13 protein-coding genes are annotated in these 15,876 nt (G+C 72.4%); all 13 read left to right on the plus strand.

Annotated features, from left to right (window positions below; genetic code table 11):
• Nucleotides 1-6: 6 nt before the first annotated feature.
• The 13 genes from ACFV1L_RS33240 (at nt 7) to ACFV1L_RS33300 (ending at nt 15,817) form a co-directional block, all read left to right on the plus strand.
• A complete protein-coding gene (locus ACFV1L_RS33240) occupies nt 7-984 on the plus strand; it encodes an aspartate carbamoyltransferase catalytic subunit (RefSeq protein WP_380373215.1) in 978 nt (325 codons plus the stop codon).
• Nucleotides 981-2,273, plus strand: a complete 1,293-nt coding sequence (locus tag ACFV1L_RS33245) for a dihydroorotase (protein WP_380373218.1) — start codon at nt 981-983, stop codon at nt 2,271-2,273. The genes ACFV1L_RS33240 and ACFV1L_RS33245 overlap by 4 nt, the downstream gene beginning before the upstream one ends.
• Entirely contained in the window at nt 2,273-2,830 is a 558-nt protein-coding gene (locus ACFV1L_RS33250) for a hypothetical protein (protein ID WP_380373221.1), read from the plus strand. The genes ACFV1L_RS33245 and ACFV1L_RS33250 overlap by 1 nt, the downstream gene beginning before the upstream one ends.
• On the plus strand, nt 2,827-3,984 hold the full coding sequence (gene carA, locus ACFV1L_RS33255) for a glutamine-hydrolyzing carbamoyl-phosphate synthase small subunit (protein ID WP_380373224.1): 1,158 nt from the start codon (nt 2,827-2,829) through the stop codon (nt 3,982-3,984). Before ACFV1L_RS33250 ends, carA begins: the two co-directional genes overlap by 4 nt.
• The gene (carB, locus tag ACFV1L_RS33260; RefSeq protein ID WP_380373226.1) at nt 3,977-7,285 is read left to right on the plus strand and encodes a carbamoyl-phosphate synthase large subunit; all 3,309 of its coding nucleotides are present in this window, start codon (nt 3,977-3,979) and stop codon (nt 7,283-7,285) included. Before carA ends, carB begins: the two co-directional genes overlap by 8 nt.
• A 91-nt stretch (nt 7,286-7,376) precedes the next feature.
• Nucleotides 7,377-8,519: a quinone-dependent dihydroorotate dehydrogenase gene (locus tag ACFV1L_RS33265; RefSeq protein WP_380373229.1), complete on the plus strand. Its 1,143-nt coding sequence runs from the start codon at nt 7,377-7,379 to the stop codon at nt 8,517-8,519.
• Nucleotides 8,512-9,351 (plus strand): orotidine-5'-phosphate decarboxylase, encoded by an 840-nt coding sequence (gene pyrF / locus ACFV1L_RS33270; RefSeq protein WP_380373232.1) that lies wholly within the window; start codon nt 8,512-8,514, stop codon nt 9,349-9,351. The genes ACFV1L_RS33265 and pyrF overlap by 8 nt, the downstream gene beginning before the upstream one ends.
• Before the next feature lie 229 nt (nt 9,352-9,580).
• Nucleotides 9,581-9,907: an integration host factor, actinobacterial type gene (gene mihF / locus ACFV1L_RS33275; RefSeq protein WP_030459182.1), complete on the plus strand. Its 327-nt coding sequence runs from the start codon at nt 9,581-9,583 to the stop codon at nt 9,905-9,907.
• 48 nt (nt 9,908-9,955) lie between these two features.
• The gene (gene gmk, locus ACFV1L_RS33280) at nt 9,956-10,513 is read left to right on the plus strand and encodes a guanylate kinase (protein WP_380373234.1); all 558 of its coding nucleotides are present in this window, start codon (nt 9,956-9,958) and stop codon (nt 10,511-10,513) included.
• Nucleotides 10,514-10,565: 52 nt separating this feature from the next.
• Nucleotides 10,566-10,832 (plus strand): DNA-directed RNA polymerase subunit omega, encoded by a 267-nt coding sequence (gene rpoZ, locus ACFV1L_RS33285; RefSeq protein ID WP_033258145.1) that lies wholly within the window; start codon nt 10,566-10,568, stop codon nt 10,830-10,832.
• Nucleotides 10,833-10,984: 152 nt separating this feature from the next.
• Nucleotides 10,985-12,202: a bifunctional phosphopantothenoylcysteine decarboxylase/phosphopantothenate--cysteine ligase CoaBC gene (gene coaBC / locus ACFV1L_RS33290; RefSeq protein ID WP_380373236.1), complete on the plus strand. Its 1,218-nt coding sequence runs from the start codon at nt 10,985-10,987 to the stop codon at nt 12,200-12,202.
• 235 nt (nt 12,203-12,437) lie between these two features.
• Entirely contained in the window at nt 12,438-13,649 is a 1,212-nt protein-coding gene (metK, locus tag ACFV1L_RS33295) for a methionine adenosyltransferase (RefSeq protein ID WP_380373238.1), read from the plus strand.
• 95 nt (nt 13,650-13,744) lie between these two features.
• Nucleotides 13,745-15,817, plus strand: coding sequence for a primosomal protein N' (locus ACFV1L_RS33300; protein ID WP_380373241.1), 2,073 nt, complete (start codon nt 13,745-13,747; stop codon nt 15,815-15,817).
• The last annotated feature ends 59 nt before the right edge of the window (nt 15,818-15,876 follow it).

Raw genomic sequence — 15,876 nt, forward strand, 5'->3', positions numbered from 1 at the left:
ACCCGCGTGAAGCGCCACCTCGTCTCCGCCGCCGACCTCAGCCGCGACGACGCGCTGCTGATCCTGGACACTGCCGAGGAGCTCGCCCAGCTCTCCGGACGGGCCGTCAAGAAGCTCCCCACGCTGCGCGGCCGCACCGTCGTCAACCTGTTCTTCGAGGACTCCACCCGCACCAAGACCTCCTTCGAGGTCGCCGAGAAGCGGCTGAGCGCGGACGTCATCAACTTCTCCGCCAAGGGCTCCTCGGTCTCCAAGGGCGAGAGCCTCAAGGACACCGCACTGACCCTGCAGGCGATGGGCGCCGACGCCGTGGTGATCCGCCACCACGCCTCCGGCGCGCCGGCCCGCCTCGCCGACTCCGACTGGCTGCACGGCAGCGTCATCAACGCCGGCGACGGCACCCACGAGCACCCCACCCAGGCGCTGCTGGACGCCTTCACCATGCGCCGGCACCTCAACCCGGGCCCCGGCCGCGACCTGGCCGGCCGCCGGATCGCCATCGTCGGCGACATCCTGCACAGCCGGGTCGCCCGCTCCAACGTGCACCTGCTGACCACGCTCGGCGCGGAGGTCACCTTCGTCGCCCCGCCGACGCTGCTGCCGATCGGCATCGAGACCTGGCCCTGCCGGGTCTCCTACGACCTCGACGCGGTGCTGCCGAAGGTCGACGCCGTGATGATGCTGCGGGTGCAGCGCGAGCGGATGAACGCCGCGTTCTTCCCCACCGAGCGCGAGTACTCGCGCCGCTACGGCCTGAACGGGCTGCGCCTCGCCACCATGCCGGAGCACGCCATCGTGATGCACCCCGGCCCGATGGTCCGCGGCATGGAGATCACCGCCGACGTCGCCGACTCGCCGCGCTGCACCGTGGTCGAGCAGGTCGCCAACGGCGTCTCGGTCCGGATGGCCGTCCTGTACCTGCTGCTCGGCGGAGCGACCGTCGCCGACGCACCCCGCACCGAAACCCTGGAGGCCGCCCAGTGACCACCTACCTGATCCGCAACGCCCAGATCCTCGGCGGCGCCCCCCAGGACATCCACCTCGTCGACGGCGTCTTCGCCGCGATCGGCGACAGCCTCGACGTCCAGGCCGACATCGAGATCGACGCCACCGGCCTGATCGCCCTGCCCGGCCTGGTCGACCTGCACACCCACCTGCGCGAGCCCGGCCGCGAGGACGCCGAGACCGTGCTGACCGGCACCCGGTCCGCCGCCATGGGCGGCTACACCGCCGTGCACGCGATGGCCAACACCTTCCCGGTCGCCGACACCGCCGGCGTCGTCGAGCAGGTCTGGCGGCTCGGCCAGGAGTACGGCTACTGCGACGTGCAGCCGGTCGGCGCCGTCACCGTCGGCCTGGAGGGCAAGCAGCTCGCCGAGCTCGGCGCGATGCACGACTCCGCCGCCGGCGTCCGGGTGTTCTCCGACGACGGCAAGTGCGTGGACGACGCGGTCATCATGCGCCGCGCCCTGGAGTACGTGAAGGCGTTCGACGGCGTCGTCGCCCAGCACGCCCAGGAGCCGCGGCTGACCGCCGGCGCCCAGATGAACGAGGGCCTGGTCTCCGGCGAGCTGGGCCTCGGCGGCTGGCCCGCCGTCGCCGAGGAGTCGATCATCGCCCGGGACGTGCTGCTGGCCGCGCACGTCGGCTCCCGGGTGCACATCTGCCACCTGTCCACCGCCGGCTCGGTGGAGATCGTCCGCTGGGCCAAGGCCAAGGGCTGGGACGTCACCGCCGAGGTCACTCCGCACCACCTGCTGCTCACCGACGAGCTGGTCCGCAGCTACGACCCGGTGTACAAGGTCAACCCGCCGCTGCGCACCGCCGCGGACGTCGAGGCGCTGCGCGAGGCGCTGGCCGACGGCACCATCGACGCCGTCGCCACCGACCACGCCCCGCACCCGGCCGAGGACAAGGACTGCGAGTGGGCGGTCGCCGCGATGGGCATGGTCGGCCTGGAGACCGCGTTGTCCGTCGTTCAGCAGACCATGGTCGAGACCGGGCTGCTGAACTGGGAGGGCGTCGCGGACCGGATGTCGCACCGCCCCGCCCGGATCGGACGGCTCACCGGCCACGGACGTCCGGTCTCGGTGGGTGAGCCCGCCAACCTGGTGCTCTTCGATCCCGCGTACCGTGGTGTCGTGAACCCCGAGACCTTCGCCACCCGCTCCCGCAACAGCCCGTACAAGGGCATGGACCTGCCCGGACGGGTGCACGCCACCTTCCTGCGCGGCGAGGCCACCGTGCTCGCCGGCGAACTGGTCGAGCGCTGATGCTGCTCGCCACCGAAAAAGGCCGGGTGACCGACTGGCCCGGGTACATCGGGGCGACGGTCGGCCTGCTGATCCTGGTCGCGCTGGTCTACTGGCTGATGCGGCAGGGCTGGAACTGGCGCCGGACCATGCAGTCCGACCTGCCGGAACTGCCCGCCGCGCCGGCCGCGCCCGGTGACGCCCTGCTGGCCGGCCCCGGCCGGTACCACGGCTCCACCACCGCCGGGAACTGGCTGGACCGGGTCGTCGCGCACGGCCTGGGCACCCGGAGCCTGGCCGACCTCACCCTCACCGAGCAGGGCCTGCTGGCCCGCCGCCCCGGCGCGGACGACCTGTGGATCCCCGCCGCCGCGCTCACCGGCGCCCGCACCGACTCCGGCATCGCCGGCAAGGTGGTCCCCTCGGGCCTGCTGGTGGTCGGCTGGACGCACGGCGGCAAGCAGTTGGAGAGCGGCTTCCGGTTGGACGCCGCAGCCGACCACGACGCCTGGGTCGAGGCCGTCGAGGCACTGGTAACACGTACGAAGACGAAGAAGACGGAAGAGGCCGCGACATGACCGCACCTGCCCCCACCACGCAGCGCACCAGGCGGGAGCGGATGCCTGCCGTGCTCGTCCTGGAGGACGGCCGGACCTTCCGCGGCCAGGCCTACGGCGCGGTCGGCGAGACCTTCGGCGAGGCGGTCTTCAACACCGGCATGTCCGGCTACCAGGAGACCCTGACCGACCCGTCCTACCACCGCCAGGTGGTCGTGATGACGGCCCCGCAGATCGGCAACACCGGCTGGAACGACGAGGACGACGAGTCGCAGCAGATCTGGGTGTCCGGCTACGTGGTCCGCGACCCCGCCCGGGTCGCCTCCAACTGGCGCGCGAAGCGCTCGCTGGACGAGGAGCTGGAGCGCCAGGGCGTCGTCGGCATCAGCGGCATCGACACCCGCGCGCTCACCCGCCACCTGCGCGAGCGCGGCGCGATGCGGGTCGGCATCTTCTCCGGCCCGGCGCTCGCCGACCAGGCCGAGCTGCTCGCCAAGGTGCAGTCCGCGCCGGAGATGAAGGGCGCCGACCTGTGCGCCGAGGTCGCCACCAAGGAGGCCTACGTCGTCCCCGCGATCGGCGAGAAGAAGTTCACCGTCGCCGCCGTCGACCTCGGGATCAAGGGCATGACCCCGCACCGGATGGCCGAGCGCGGCATCGAGGTGCACGTGCTGCCCGCCCACGCCACCGTCGAGGACATCTACGCCGTCCAGCCCGACGGCGTGTTCTTCTCCAACGGCCCCGGCGACCCGGCCACCGCCGACCGCCAGGTCGAGGTGCTGCGCGAGGTGCTGGCGAAGAAGACCCCGTTCTTCGGCATCTGCTTCGGCAACCAGATCCTCGGCCGGGCCTTCGGGTTCGGCACCTACAAGCTCAAGTACGGCCACCGCGGCATCAACCAGCCGGTGCAGGACCGCACCACCGGCAAGGTCGAGGTGACCGCCCACAACCACGGCTTCGCCGTGAACGCGCCGCTGGACAAGGTGAGCGACACCCCTTTCGGGCGGGTCGAGGTCTCCCACGTCTGCCTCAACGACGACGTGGTCGAGGGCCTGCAGGCACTCGACGTCCCCGCCTTCAGCGTGCAGTACCACCCCGAAGCGGCAGCCGGCCCGCACGACGCCGCCTACCTCTTCGACCGCTTCGTGAGCCTTATGGAGGCCCAGCGTGCCTAAGCGCACCGACATCAAGTCCGTCCTGGTGATCGGCTCCGGCCCCATCGTCATCGGCCAGGCGGCGGAGTTCGACTACTCGGGTACGCAGGCCTGCCGGGTGCTCAAGGCGGAGGGGCTGCGGGTCATCCTGGTCAACTCCAACCCGGCGACCATCATGACCGACCCGGAGATCGCCGACGCCACCTACGTCGAGCCGATCACCCCGGAGTTCGTCGAGAAGATCATCGCCAAGGAGCGCCCCGACGCGCTGCTGCCGACCCTGGGCGGCCAGACCGCGCTGAACACCGCGATCTCCCTGCACAAGGCCGGCACGCTGGAGAAGTACGACGTCGAGCTGATCGGTGCCGACGTCGAGGCGATCAACAAGGGCGAGGACCGCGAGCTGTTCAAGGGCGTGGTCGAGGCCGTCAACGCCAAGATCGGCCACGGCGAGTCCGCCCGCTCGGTGATCTGCCACTCCATGGAGGACGTGCTCGCCGGCGTCGACACCCTCGGCGGCTACCCGGTCGTGGTCCGCCCGTCCTTCACCATGGGCGGCGCCGGCTCCGGCTTCGCGCACGACGAGGAGGACCTGCGCCGCATCGCCGGCCAGGGTCTGGCCCTCTCGCCGACCACCGAGGTGCTCCTGGAGGAGTCCATCCTCGGCTGGAAGGAGTACGAGCTGGAGCTGATGCGCGACAAGAACGACAACGTCGTGGTGGTCTGCTCCATCGAGAACTTCGACCCGATGGGCGTGCACACCGGTGACTCGATCACCGTCGCCCCGGCGATGACGCTCACCGACCGCGAGTACCAGATCCTCCGCGACATCGGCATCGCCGTGATCCGCGAGGTCGGCGTCGACACCGGCGGCTGCAACATCCAGTTCGCCGTCAACCCCGCGGACGGCCGGGTCATCGTCATCGAGATGAACCCGCGGGTCTCCCGCTCCTCCGCGCTCGCCTCGAAGGCCACCGGCTTCCCGATCGCCAAGATCGCCGCCAAGCTGGCCGTCGGCTACACGCTGGACGAGATCCCCAACGACATCACCGAGCAGACCCCGGCCTCCTTCGAGCCGACCCTCGACTACGTGGTCGTCAAGGTGCCGCGGTTCGCGTTCGAGAAGTTCCCGTCCGCCGACGCCACGCTGACCACCACCATGAAGTCGGTCGGCGAGGCCATGGCCATGGGCCGCAACTTCCCGGAGGCGCTGAACAAGGCGCTGCGCTCGCTGGAGAAGAAGGGCTCGCAGTTCACCTTCGTCGGCGAGCCCGGCGACAAGGCGGAGCTGCTGGCCAAGGCGGTCGTCCCGACCGACGGGCGGATCAACACCGTCATGCAGGCCATCCGGGCCGGGGCCACCCCCGAGGAGGTGTTCGACGCCACCCGGATCGACCCCTGGTTCGTCGACCAGCTCTTCCTGATCCACGAGATCGCCACCGAGCTCGCCGAGGGCGACGAGCTCGACCCGGAGCTGCTGCGCCACGCCAAGCGGCACGGCTTCTCCGACCAGCAGATCGGCGAGATCCGCGGCCTGAAGACCGACGTGGTCCGCGAGGTCCGGCACGCGCTCGGCATCCGCCCGGTGTTCAAGACCGTCGACACCTGCGCCGCCGAGTTCGCCGCCAAGACCCCGTACTTCTACTCGTCCTACGACGAGGAGACCGAGGTCGCGCCGCGCACCAAGCCCGCCGTGATCATCCTGGGCTCCGGCCCGAACCGGATCGGCCAGGGCATCGAGTTCGACTACTCCTGCGTGCACGCCTCCTTCGCGCTGGCCGACGCCGGGTACGAGACCGTGATGGTCAACTGCAACCCGGAGACCGTCTCCACCGACTACGACACCTCCGACCGGCTGTACTTCGAGCCGCTCACCCTGGAGGACGTGCTGGAGATCGTCCACGCCGAGCAGCAGGCCGGCCCGCTGGCCGGCGTCATCGTGCAGCTCGGCGGCCAGACCCCGCTGGGCCTGGCGCAGGCGCTCAAGGACAATGGCGTGCCGGTGGTCGGCACCTCGCCCGAGGCGATCCACCTCGCCGAGGAGCGCGGCGCGTTCGGCCGGGTGCTGAAGGAGGCGGGCCTGCCCGCGCCCAAGCACGGCACCGCCTTCTCCTTCGACGAGGCCAAGGCCATCGCCGACGAGATCGGCTACCCCGTCCTCGCCCGCCCGTCCTACGTGCTCGGCGGCCGCGGCATGGAGATCGTCTACGACGAGGCCTCGCTCGCCTCCTACCTGGAGCGGCACGCCGGCCTGATCTCCGAGCACCCGGTGCTGATCGACCGCTTCCTGGACGACGCGGTCGAGATCGACGTGGACGCGCTGTACGACGGCGAGGAGCTGTACCTCGGCGGCGTCATGGAGCACATCGAGGAGGCCGGCATCCACTCCGGCGACTCCGCGTGCGCGCTGCCGCCGATCACCCTCGGCGGGTTCGACATCAAGCGCCTGCGCTCCGCCACCGAGGGCATCGCCAAGGGGGTCGGCGTCCGCGGCCTGATCAACATCCAGTTCGCGCTGTCCGGCGACATCCTGTACGTGCTGGAGGCCAACCCGCGCGCCTCCCGCACCGTGCCGTTCACCTCCAAGGCGACCGCCGTGCCGCTGGCCAAGGCCGCCGCCCGGATCTCGCTCGGCGCCACCATCGCCGAGCTGCGCGCCGAGGGCCTGCTGCCCAAGGACGGCGACGGCGGCACGCTGCCCGCCGACGCGCCGATCTCCGTCAAGGAGGCTGTGATGCCGTGGTCGCGCTTCCGCGACGTGCACGGCCGCGGCGTCGACACCGTGCTCGGCCCGGAGATGCGCTCGACCGGCGAGGTCATGGGCATCGACCGGGTGTTCGGCACCGCCTACGCCAAGTCGCAGACCGGCGCGTACGGCGCGCTGCCGACCAGCGGCAAGGTGTTCGTCTCGGTCGCCAACCGCGACAAGCGCAACCTGGTCTTCCCGGCCCGCGCGCTGGTCGAGCTCGGCTTCGAACTGCTCGCCACCACCGGCACCGCCGAGGTGCTGCAGCGGGCCGGCATCCCCGCCACGGTGGTGCGCAAGCACTCCGAGGGCGAGGGCGAGGGCGGCGAGAAGACCATCGTCCAGCTCATCCACGAGGGCGGCATCGACCTCATCATCAACACCCCGTACGGCACCGGCGGCCGGATGGACGGCTACGAGATCCGCACCGCCGCGGTCTCCCGCGGCGTCCCCTGCCTGACCACCGTGCAGGCGATGGGCGCGGCCGTGCAGGGCATCGACGCGCTGCACCGCGGCGAGGTCGGCGTGATGTCGCTGCAGGAGCACGCGGCGCTGATCAACTCCGGCCGCAGCTAGGCCGACAACCGTGGGGGGCACACCGCGCGCCGGGTGCCCCCCACGTCCATGCCCGAGCCCAGCCAGCCGTCCCTGCCGTCGGAGGACTCCCGTGTACAAGCTGCTGTTCAACCTGCTGTTCAAGAAGATGGACCCGGAGAGGGCCCACCACCTGGCGTTCTTCTGGATCCGGCTGGCGCACTCGGTGCCCGGCCTGCGCTCGCTGGTGCGCGCCGTCCTCGCGCCGCGCGACCCCAAGCTGCGCACCACCGCGCTCGGCCTGGACCTGCCCGGCCCGTTCGGCCTCGGCGCGGGCTTCGACAAGGACGGCATCGGCATCGACGGCCTGTCGATGCTCGGCTTCGACTTCGTCGAGATCGGCACCGTCACCGGCGAGGCGCAGCCCGGCAACCCCGCGCCGCGGCTGTTCCGCCTGGTCGAGGACCGGGCGCTGATCAACCGGATGGGCTTCAACAACCAGGGCTCGGCCCGGGTCGCCGCCCGCTTGGCCGCCCGCCCGCACACCAGCAGCACCCCGGTGATCGGCGTCAACATCGGCAAGACCAAGGTCGTCCCGGAGGACGAGGCCACCGCCGACTACCTGAAGTCCGCCAAGGCGCTGGCCCCGTACGCCGACTACCTGGTCGTCAACGTCTCCTCGCCGAACACCCCCGGGCTGCGCAACCTGCAGGCCGTGCAGGTCCTCGGCCCGCTGCTGTGGGACGTCCGCAAGGCCGCGGACGAGGTCACCACCCACCACGTGCCGCTGCTGGTGAAGATCGCCCCCGACCTCGCCGACGAGGACATCGACGAGATCGCCGACATGGCGCTGCACCTGGGCCTGGACGGCATCATCGCCACCAACACCACGATCGGCCGCGAGGGCCTGCGGACCCCCGCCGCCCGGATCGAGGAGATCGGCATGGGCGGCCTGTCCGGCGCCCCGCTCAAGGCCCGCTCGCTGGAGGTGCTGGAGCGCCTGCGCAAGCGCACCGACGGCCGGCTCGCGATCGTCTCGGTCGGCGGCATCGAGACCGCCGAGGACGCCTGGCAGCGCATCCTGGCCGGCGCCGACCTGGTCCAGGGCTACTCCGCGTTCATCTACGAAGGCCCGTTCTGGATGCGCAAGGTCCACAAGGGCCTGTCCGCCCGCCTGCGCGCCGCCGGCTACGCATCGATCGGCGAGGCGGTCGGCAAGGGCGTCCGCCAGGCCCAGCCGACCGTTCGAGACCACGAGGAAGACAACGATGACTGACACCACGCCGTTCGGCACCCGCCTGCGGACCGCCCTCGACACCCGCGGCCAGCTCTGCGTCGGCATCGACCCGCACGGCTCGCTGCTCACCGCCTGGGGCCTGGACGACGACCTCGCGGGCCTGGAGAGCTTCTCGCGCACCGTGGTGGAGGCGCTGGCCGACCGGGTCGCCGTGCTGAAGCCGCAGTCGGCGTTCTTCGAGCGCTTCGGCAGCCGCGGCATCGCGGTGCTGGAGCGCACCGTCGCCGACGCCCGGGAGGCCGGCGCGCTGGTGCTGATGGACGCCAAGCGCGGCGACATCGGCTCCACCATGGCCGCCTACGCGGAGACCTTCCTCTCCCCGGACAGCCCGCTGTTCTCCGACGCGCTCACCGTCAGCCCGTACCTGGGCTTCGGCTCGCTCCAGCCCGCCGTCGACCTGGCGCACCGCAACGGCTGCGGCCTGTTCGCGCTGGCGCTGACCTCCAACCCGGAGGGCCACGAGGTGCAGCGGGCGATCGGCGCGGACGGCGAGAGCGTCGCGCAGGCCGTACTGCGGCGCCTCGCGGCGGAGAACTCCGGTGCGGCGCCGCTGGGTTCGTTCGGCGCGGTGGTCGGTGCGACGCTCGCCGACGCCGGCGTGGACCTGGCGATCAACGGTCCGCTGCTGGCGCCCGGCGTGGGCGCGCAGGGTGCCACCGCCCGGGACCTGCCGCGGGTGTTCGGCGACCAGGTGCGCAACGTGGTGCCCAGCGTCAGCCGTGACGTGCTGAAGCACGGGCCGTCCGTCGCGGCGCTGCGACAGGCCGCGCAGGTGTTCGTCGATGATGTGAGGGCCGTCACAAACGCGTGAGCGCGAGGCGGTCAACTCGGCTGATTTGCCCGGAAAAGTCCTGGGTCAGCCCCTGCTGACCTGGACTTTTCGTGTTCTTTTCCTGACGTGGCGGCCCAAGTTGGGTAGTGTCCGGCGGTAGGACGCCAGTTGGCGGTGGTTCCGGCCACCGTCGCAGGTCAGAGCCTGTGGCGTCCGGGCACAACCCAGTCATGGCTCATCCCTTCCATCCACACCTGAGGTGAACGGCGTGGCTCTTCCGCCCCTTACTCCCGAACAGCGCACCGCCGCGCTCGCCAAGGCCGCCGAGGCTCGCCGGAAGCGTGCCGACGTCAAGAACCGGCTGAAGCACTCGGGCGCCTCGCTGCACGACGTCATCAAGGCCGGCAAGTCCGACGACGAGGTCATCGGCAAGATGAAGGTCTCCGCTCTGCTGGAGTCCCTGCCGGGTGTCGGCAAGGTCCGCGCCAAGCAGATCATGGAGCGCCTCGGCATCTCCGAGAGCCGTCGTGTGCGGGGCCTCGGTACGAACCAGATCGCCTCCCTGGAGCGGGAGTTCGGCGGCGCCGCCTCCTGAGCGGAGGCCGGTGTCGGCGGAACCTCCGCGATCCGGGATAATCGGTACATGAGTGAGCGTCCGCGGCTGACCGTGCTCTCCGGCCCCTCCGGGGTCGGCAAGAGCACGGTCGTCGCTCATATGAGGAAGCAGTTCCCCGAGGTCTGGCTGTCGGTGTCGGCGACGACCCGCCACCCGCGACCCGGCGAGCGCGACGGAGTGCAGTACCACTTCGTCGACAACGAGCAGTTCGACAAGCTGGTCGCCAACGGCGAACTGCTGGAGTGGGCGGTGTTCGCCGGCAACCGGTACGGAACGCCCCGGCAGATGGTGCTCGACAAGCTCGACAAGGGCGAGCCGGTGCTGCTGGAGATCGACCTCCAGGGCGCCCGGCAGGTCAAGGAGTCGATGCCGGAGGCCCAGCTGGTCTTCCTGGCCCCGCCGAGCTGGGACGAGCTGGTGCGCCGGCTCACCGGCCGCGGCACCGAGCCGCAGCACGTCATCGACGAGCGGCTGGCGGCGGCCAAGGTGGAACTGGCCGCCGAGTCGGAGTTCGACACGACGCTTGTCAACACCTCCGTCGAGCAGGTAGCGGCCGAACTGCTAGCCTTGCTCGGTGTAGCCTGACCGGATCGGCTGCATCCAGCCGGTCCATGAAATCCACTTCGGAAGGTTTAGCGTGTCCTCTTCGATGACCGCGCCCGAGGGCATCATCAACCCGCCGATCGACGAGCTGCTCGAGGCCACCGACTCCAAGTACAGCCTGGTGATCTACGCGGCCAAGCGCGCCCGCCAGATCAACGCGTACTACTCCCAGCTCGGCGAGGGCCTGCTGGAGTACGTCGGCCCGCTGGTCGACACCCACGTGCACGAGAAGCCGCTGTCGATCGCGCTCCGCGAGATCAACGCCGGCCTGCTCACCGCCGAGGCGGTCGAGGGCGTCTGAGCCCCGCGTTCCCGGTCGAGGGCCCGTCCGCTGCCACTGGCACCGGGCGGGCCCTCGGCGTGTCCGGGCAGGTGCGGGCGGGCGCGTCGCAACGGCCCGGCGGCGGGTCGTAAGGTGGGCGGGTCGACCCGTCGTTAGGAGAACCGACCGTCATGACCGCGCCCCGTGTCGTCCTCGGTGTCAGCGGCGGGATCGCCGCCTACAAGGCCTGCGAACTGCTGCGCCGCTTCACCGAGTCCGGGCACCAGGTGCAGGTGGTGCCGACCGCCGCCGCGCTGCACTTCGTCGGCGAGGCGACCTGGGCGGCGCTGTCCGGGCGGCCCGCGGCCACCGAGACCTGGGAGCGGGTGCACGAGGTCCCGCACGTGCGGATCGGGCAGCAGGCCGACCTGGTCGTGGTCGCCCCCGCCACCGCCGACCTGCTCGCCAAGGCCGCGCACGGCCTCGCCGACGACCTGCTCACCAACACCCTGCTGACCGCGCGCTGCCCGGTGGTGTTCGCACCCGCCATGCACACCGAGATGTGGGAGCACCCCGCCACCCAGGAGAACGTGGCCACGCTGCGCCGCCGCGGCGCGATCGTCATCGAGCCCGCGGTCGGCCGGCTGACCGGCGTCGACACCGGCAAGGGCCGGCTGCCCGACCCCGGCGAGATCTTCGCCGCCTGCCGCCGGGTGCTGGCCCGCGGCGTGCGGGAGCCCGACCTGACGGGCCGTCACGTGGTGGTCTCCGCGGGCGGCACCCGGGAGCCGCTGGACCCGGTGCGCTTCCTCGGCAACCGCTCGTCCGGCAAGCAGGGCTACGCGCTGGCCGCCACCGCCGCCGCCCGCGGCGCCCGGGTCACCCTGGTCGCCGCCAACACGGCGCTGCCCGACCCGGCCGGGGTCGACGTGGTACGGGTCGGCACCGCGCTGCAGCTGCGCGACGCCGTGCTGAAGGCCGCCGCCGAGGCCGACGCGGTGGTGATGGCCGCCGCCGTCGCCGACTTCCGGCCCGCCGAGTACGCCACCGGCAAGATCAAGAAGGTGGACGGGGTCGACCCCGCGCCGGTCGTGCTGGTCCGCAACCCCGACGTGCTGGCCGAGATCTCCGCCGACCGGGCCCGGCCGGGGCAGCTGGTGGTCGGCTTCGCCGCCGAGACCGACGACGTGCTGGCCAACGGCCGCGCCAAGCTCGCCCGCAAGGGCTGCGACCTGCTGGTGGTCAACGAGGTCGGCGACGGCAAGGCGTTCGGCCAGGACACCAACAGCGCGGTGCTGCTCGGCGCCGACGGCTCGGAGGTCCACATCGCGGACGGTCCGAAGGACGTGCTGGCCGACGCGATCTGGGACCAGGTCGCGGCCCGGCTGACCGGCCCCCGAGCCCGCTGACCTCGCAACGCCCCGGGCCGCTCCGCCAGTTGGGAACGGCCCGGGTCGTGCCCGGAGTGTTTCGCTCGGTTTCGCGCAGATGTGATCCGTATCGCGGACACGTCCGAACCTCTACGGAGAGTGCCCGCGATCGGTAGCCGACCGTTACACTCCACACCAGGAATCAAGTCTTTCCGGATGCCTCGGGACTTCCGAGCGCATTCAGTCAGCAGCCGCTGCAACCCCAGGGAGCGCTGTGTCTCGCCGCCTGTTCACCTCGGAGTCCGTCACCGAGGGCCACCCCGACAAGATCGCTGACCAGATCAGCGACACCATTCTGGACGCCCTCCTCAAGGACGACCCGACCTCCCGCGTCGCCGTGGAGACCCTGATCACCACCGGTCTGGTGCACATCGCCGGTGAGGTCACCACCAAGGCGTACGCGCCGATCGCCCAGCTCGTCCGGGAGAAGATCCTGGAGATCGGCTACGACTCGTCGAAGAAGGGCTTCGACGGCGCCTCCTGCGGCGTCTCGGTCTCGATCGGCTCGCAGTCCCCGGACATCGCGCAGGGCGTGGACACCGCGCACGAGCACCGCGTCGAGGGCGACGTCGAGGACGAGCTGGACCGGCAGGGCGCCGGCGACCAGGGCCTGATGTTCGGCTACGCGTGCGACGACACCCCCGAGCTGATGCCGCTGCCGATCACCCTGGCGCACCGGCTCTCCCGCCGCCTGACCGAGGTCCGCAAGAACGGGACCATCCCGTACCTGCGCCCCGACGGCAAGACCCAGGTCACCATCGAGTACGACGGCGACCGCGCCGTGCGACTGGACACCGTCGTGGTCTCCTCGCAGCACGCCTCGGACATCGACCTGGAGTCGCTGCTCACCCCGGACATCCGCGAGTTCGTGGTCGAGCCGGAGCTCAAGGCGCTCGCCGACCAGGGCATCAAGCTCACCACCGAGGGCTACCGCCTGCTGGTCAACCCGACCGGCCGCTTCGAGATCGGCGGCCCGATGGGCGACGCCGGCCTCACCGGCCGCAAGATCATCATCGACACCTACGGCGGCATGGCCCGCCACGGCGGCGGCGCCTTCTCCGGCAAGGACCCGTCCAAGGTCGACCGCTCCGCCGCGTACGCGATGCGCTGGGTGGCGAAGAACATCGTCGCCGCTGGCCTCGCCAAGCGCGCCGAGGTGCAGGTCGCGTACGCGATCGGCAAGGCCGAGCCGGTCGGTCTGTTCGTGGAGACCTTCGGCACCGAGACCGTCCCGGTGCTGAAGATCCAGGAAGCCGTCAGCAAGGTCTTCGACCTGCGCCCGGCCGCGATCATCCGCGACCTGGACCTGCTGCGCCCGATCTACTCGCAGACCGCGGCCTACGGCCACTTCGGCCGCGAGCTGCCGGACTTCACCTGGGAGCGCACCGACCGGGTGGACGCGCTGAAGGCCGCCGTCGCCGGCTGAGCCCGCACCGCCTGCTGTCGTCGCCGCCCGTCGAGGGGAATCCCCCGGCGGGCGGCTTCGTCGTCCTGTCGGCGCCGTCGGATAGGTTGGGGGGCGTGAGCAGCGCGGACGGGGCCGGGGAGCAGTTGGCGTTCATCCGGGAGACGGTGCGCCGGGCGAAGCCGAGAGCCGCGCGCGGGGTCGTCATGGCGGAGCGGCAGCCGGTGGCCCGGGTCCTGGTCGACAAGGGCGTGCTCAGCCTCGACCAGTACTTCGACTACGCGGTGCCCGAGGCGATGTCCGAGGACGCCCGGCCCGGCGTCCGGGTCCGGGTCCGGTTCGGCGGGCGGGTCGGCGCGCACGGGCGGCGCGAGGGCGGCGCCCTGCACGACGGGTTCATCGTCGAGCGGCGGGACGACTCCGACTACGCGGGCCCGCTCGCCCCGCTGGCGCGGGTGCTGTCCCCCGAACAGGTGCTGACGCCACGGCTGCTGCGGCTCTGCCGGGCCGTCGCCGACCGCTACGCGGGCACCCTGGCGGACGTGTTGCAGCTGGCTATCCCGCCGCGCCACGCGGGGGCGGAGGCGGAGCCCTCGCCGCGGCCGCTGCCGCCGCCCGGAGCACCGGCGGCGGGCAGTTGGGAGCGGTACGCGCACGGCGCGGACTTCCTGGCCTCGCTGGCCGGCGGGCACGCCCCGCGCGCCGTGTGGACGGCGCTGCCCGGGCCGGAGTGGCCGTTCGAGATCGCGCGGGCGGTGGCCGCCGCGCTGTCCTCCGGGCGCGGCGCGCTGGTGGTGCTGCCCGACGGGCGCTCGGTCGCCCGGGTGGACGCCGCGCTGCGCGGCGTGCTCGGGGAGGGCCGGCACGCGGTGCTGGCCGCCGAGGCCGGGCCGCAGGAGCGGTACCGGCGCTGGCTGGCCGTCAGCCGGGGCTCGGTGCACGCCGCGATCGGCACCCGGGCGGCGGTGTTCGCGCCGGTCCGGGACCTGGGCCTGGTCGTCGTGTGGTCGGACGGCGACAGCAGTCACGCCGACCCCAACGCGCCGTACCCGCACGTGCGGGAGGTGGCGCTGCTGCGCGCCGCGGAGGAGGGCGCGGCGATGCTGCTGGGCGGCGTCTCGACGACGGTCGAGGCCGCGCAGCTGGTGCGCAGCGGGTGGGCGCGGCCGCTGGCCGCGCCGCGGGAGGTCGTCCGGCAGGTCGCGCCCAGGGTGCGGACCGTCACCGAGCACGACCAGGCGCGGGACGCCGCCGCGCAGGCCGCACGGCTGCCGTCGGTGGCGTGGGAGACGGCGCGGGAGGCGCTTGCGCGCGGTCCGGTGCTGATCCAGGTCCCGCGGCGGGGCTACGCGCCCCGGCTGGCGTGCGGGCGGTGCCGCGAGCCCGTGCGCTGCCGGGCGTGCGGCGGACCGCTGGAGTCCCCGGGTGCGGACGCCGCGCTCGTCTGCGCGTGGTGCGGGACGGAGGAGCACGACTGGCACTGCCCGGAGTGCGGGTCGTTCCGGCTGCGGGCCCAGGTGGTCGGCGTCCGGCGGACGGCGGAGGAGCTCGGGAAGGCGTTCCCGCGCGTGCCGGTGCGGACGTCCGGGCGGGAGGCGGTGCTCGCCTCCGTGCCGGCCGCTCCCGCGCTGGTGATCTCGACGCCGGGCGCGGAGCCGGTGGCGGAGGGGCCGGGGTACGCGGCGGCGCTGCTGCTGGACGGGTGGGCCCTGCTCAACCGGCCCGACCTGCGGGCCGGCGAGGAGGCCGTGCGGCGGTGGCTGACGGCCGCGTCGCTGGTCCGCCCGGCGGGGGAGGGCGGGACGGTGGTGGTGGTCGCGGAGGCCGCGGCGCGCGCCGTGCAGGCGCTCGTGCGCTGGGATCCCGCCGGGCACGCGGGCATGGAACTGGACGAGCGGGAGGAGCTCAGGTTCCCGCCGGTGTCGCGGATGGCGTCCGTGACGGGGCCGCCGCAGGCCGTCGCGGACCTGCTCGGCCTGCTGCGGCTGCCGGACGGGGCGGACGTGCTCGGGCCGGTGCCGGTCTACGGCGGGCCGAAGGGGGAGACGGCGGAGCGGGCGCTGGTACGGGTCGCCCCCGGGCAGGGGGCGGCGCTGGCTTCGGCGTTGAAGGCGGCGCAGATCGCGCGGCTGGCGCTGAAGGGCGCGGAGACGGTGCGGATCCGGGTCGACCCGACGGACATCGGCTGACGGGGGTGCGCCATCGGGGGCGTGCGGGAGTGGCTCGCCGCCCCGCACGCCCCCGATGG

The sequence above is a fragment of the Kitasatospora sp. NPDC059646 genome (assembly GCF_042734615.1).
Taxonomy (GTDB): Bacteria; Actinomycetota; Actinomycetes; order Streptomycetales; family Streptomycetaceae; genus Kitasatospora.

Excerpts from the sequence above, each read along its gene's own strand:
- ACFV1L_RS33250 (WP_380373221.1), top strand. The coding sequence starts at position 2,273 with ATGCTGCTCGCCACCGAAAAAGGCCGGGTGACCGACTGGCCCGGGTAC.
- carA (WP_380373224.1), top strand. The coding sequence starts at position 2,827 with ATGACCGCACCTGCCCCCACCACGCAGCGCACCAGGCGGGAGCGGATG.
- pyrF (WP_380373232.1), top strand. The coding sequence starts at position 8,512 with ATGACTGACACCACGCCGTTCGGCACCCGCCTGCGGACCGCCCTCGAC.
- gmk (WP_380373234.1), top strand. The coding sequence starts at position 9,956 with ATGAGTGAGCGTCCGCGGCTGACCGTGCTCTCCGGCCCCTCCGGGGTC.
- coaBC (WP_380373236.1), top strand. The coding sequence starts at position 10,985 with ATGACCGCGCCCCGTGTCGTCCTCGGTGTCAGCGGCGGGATCGCCGCC.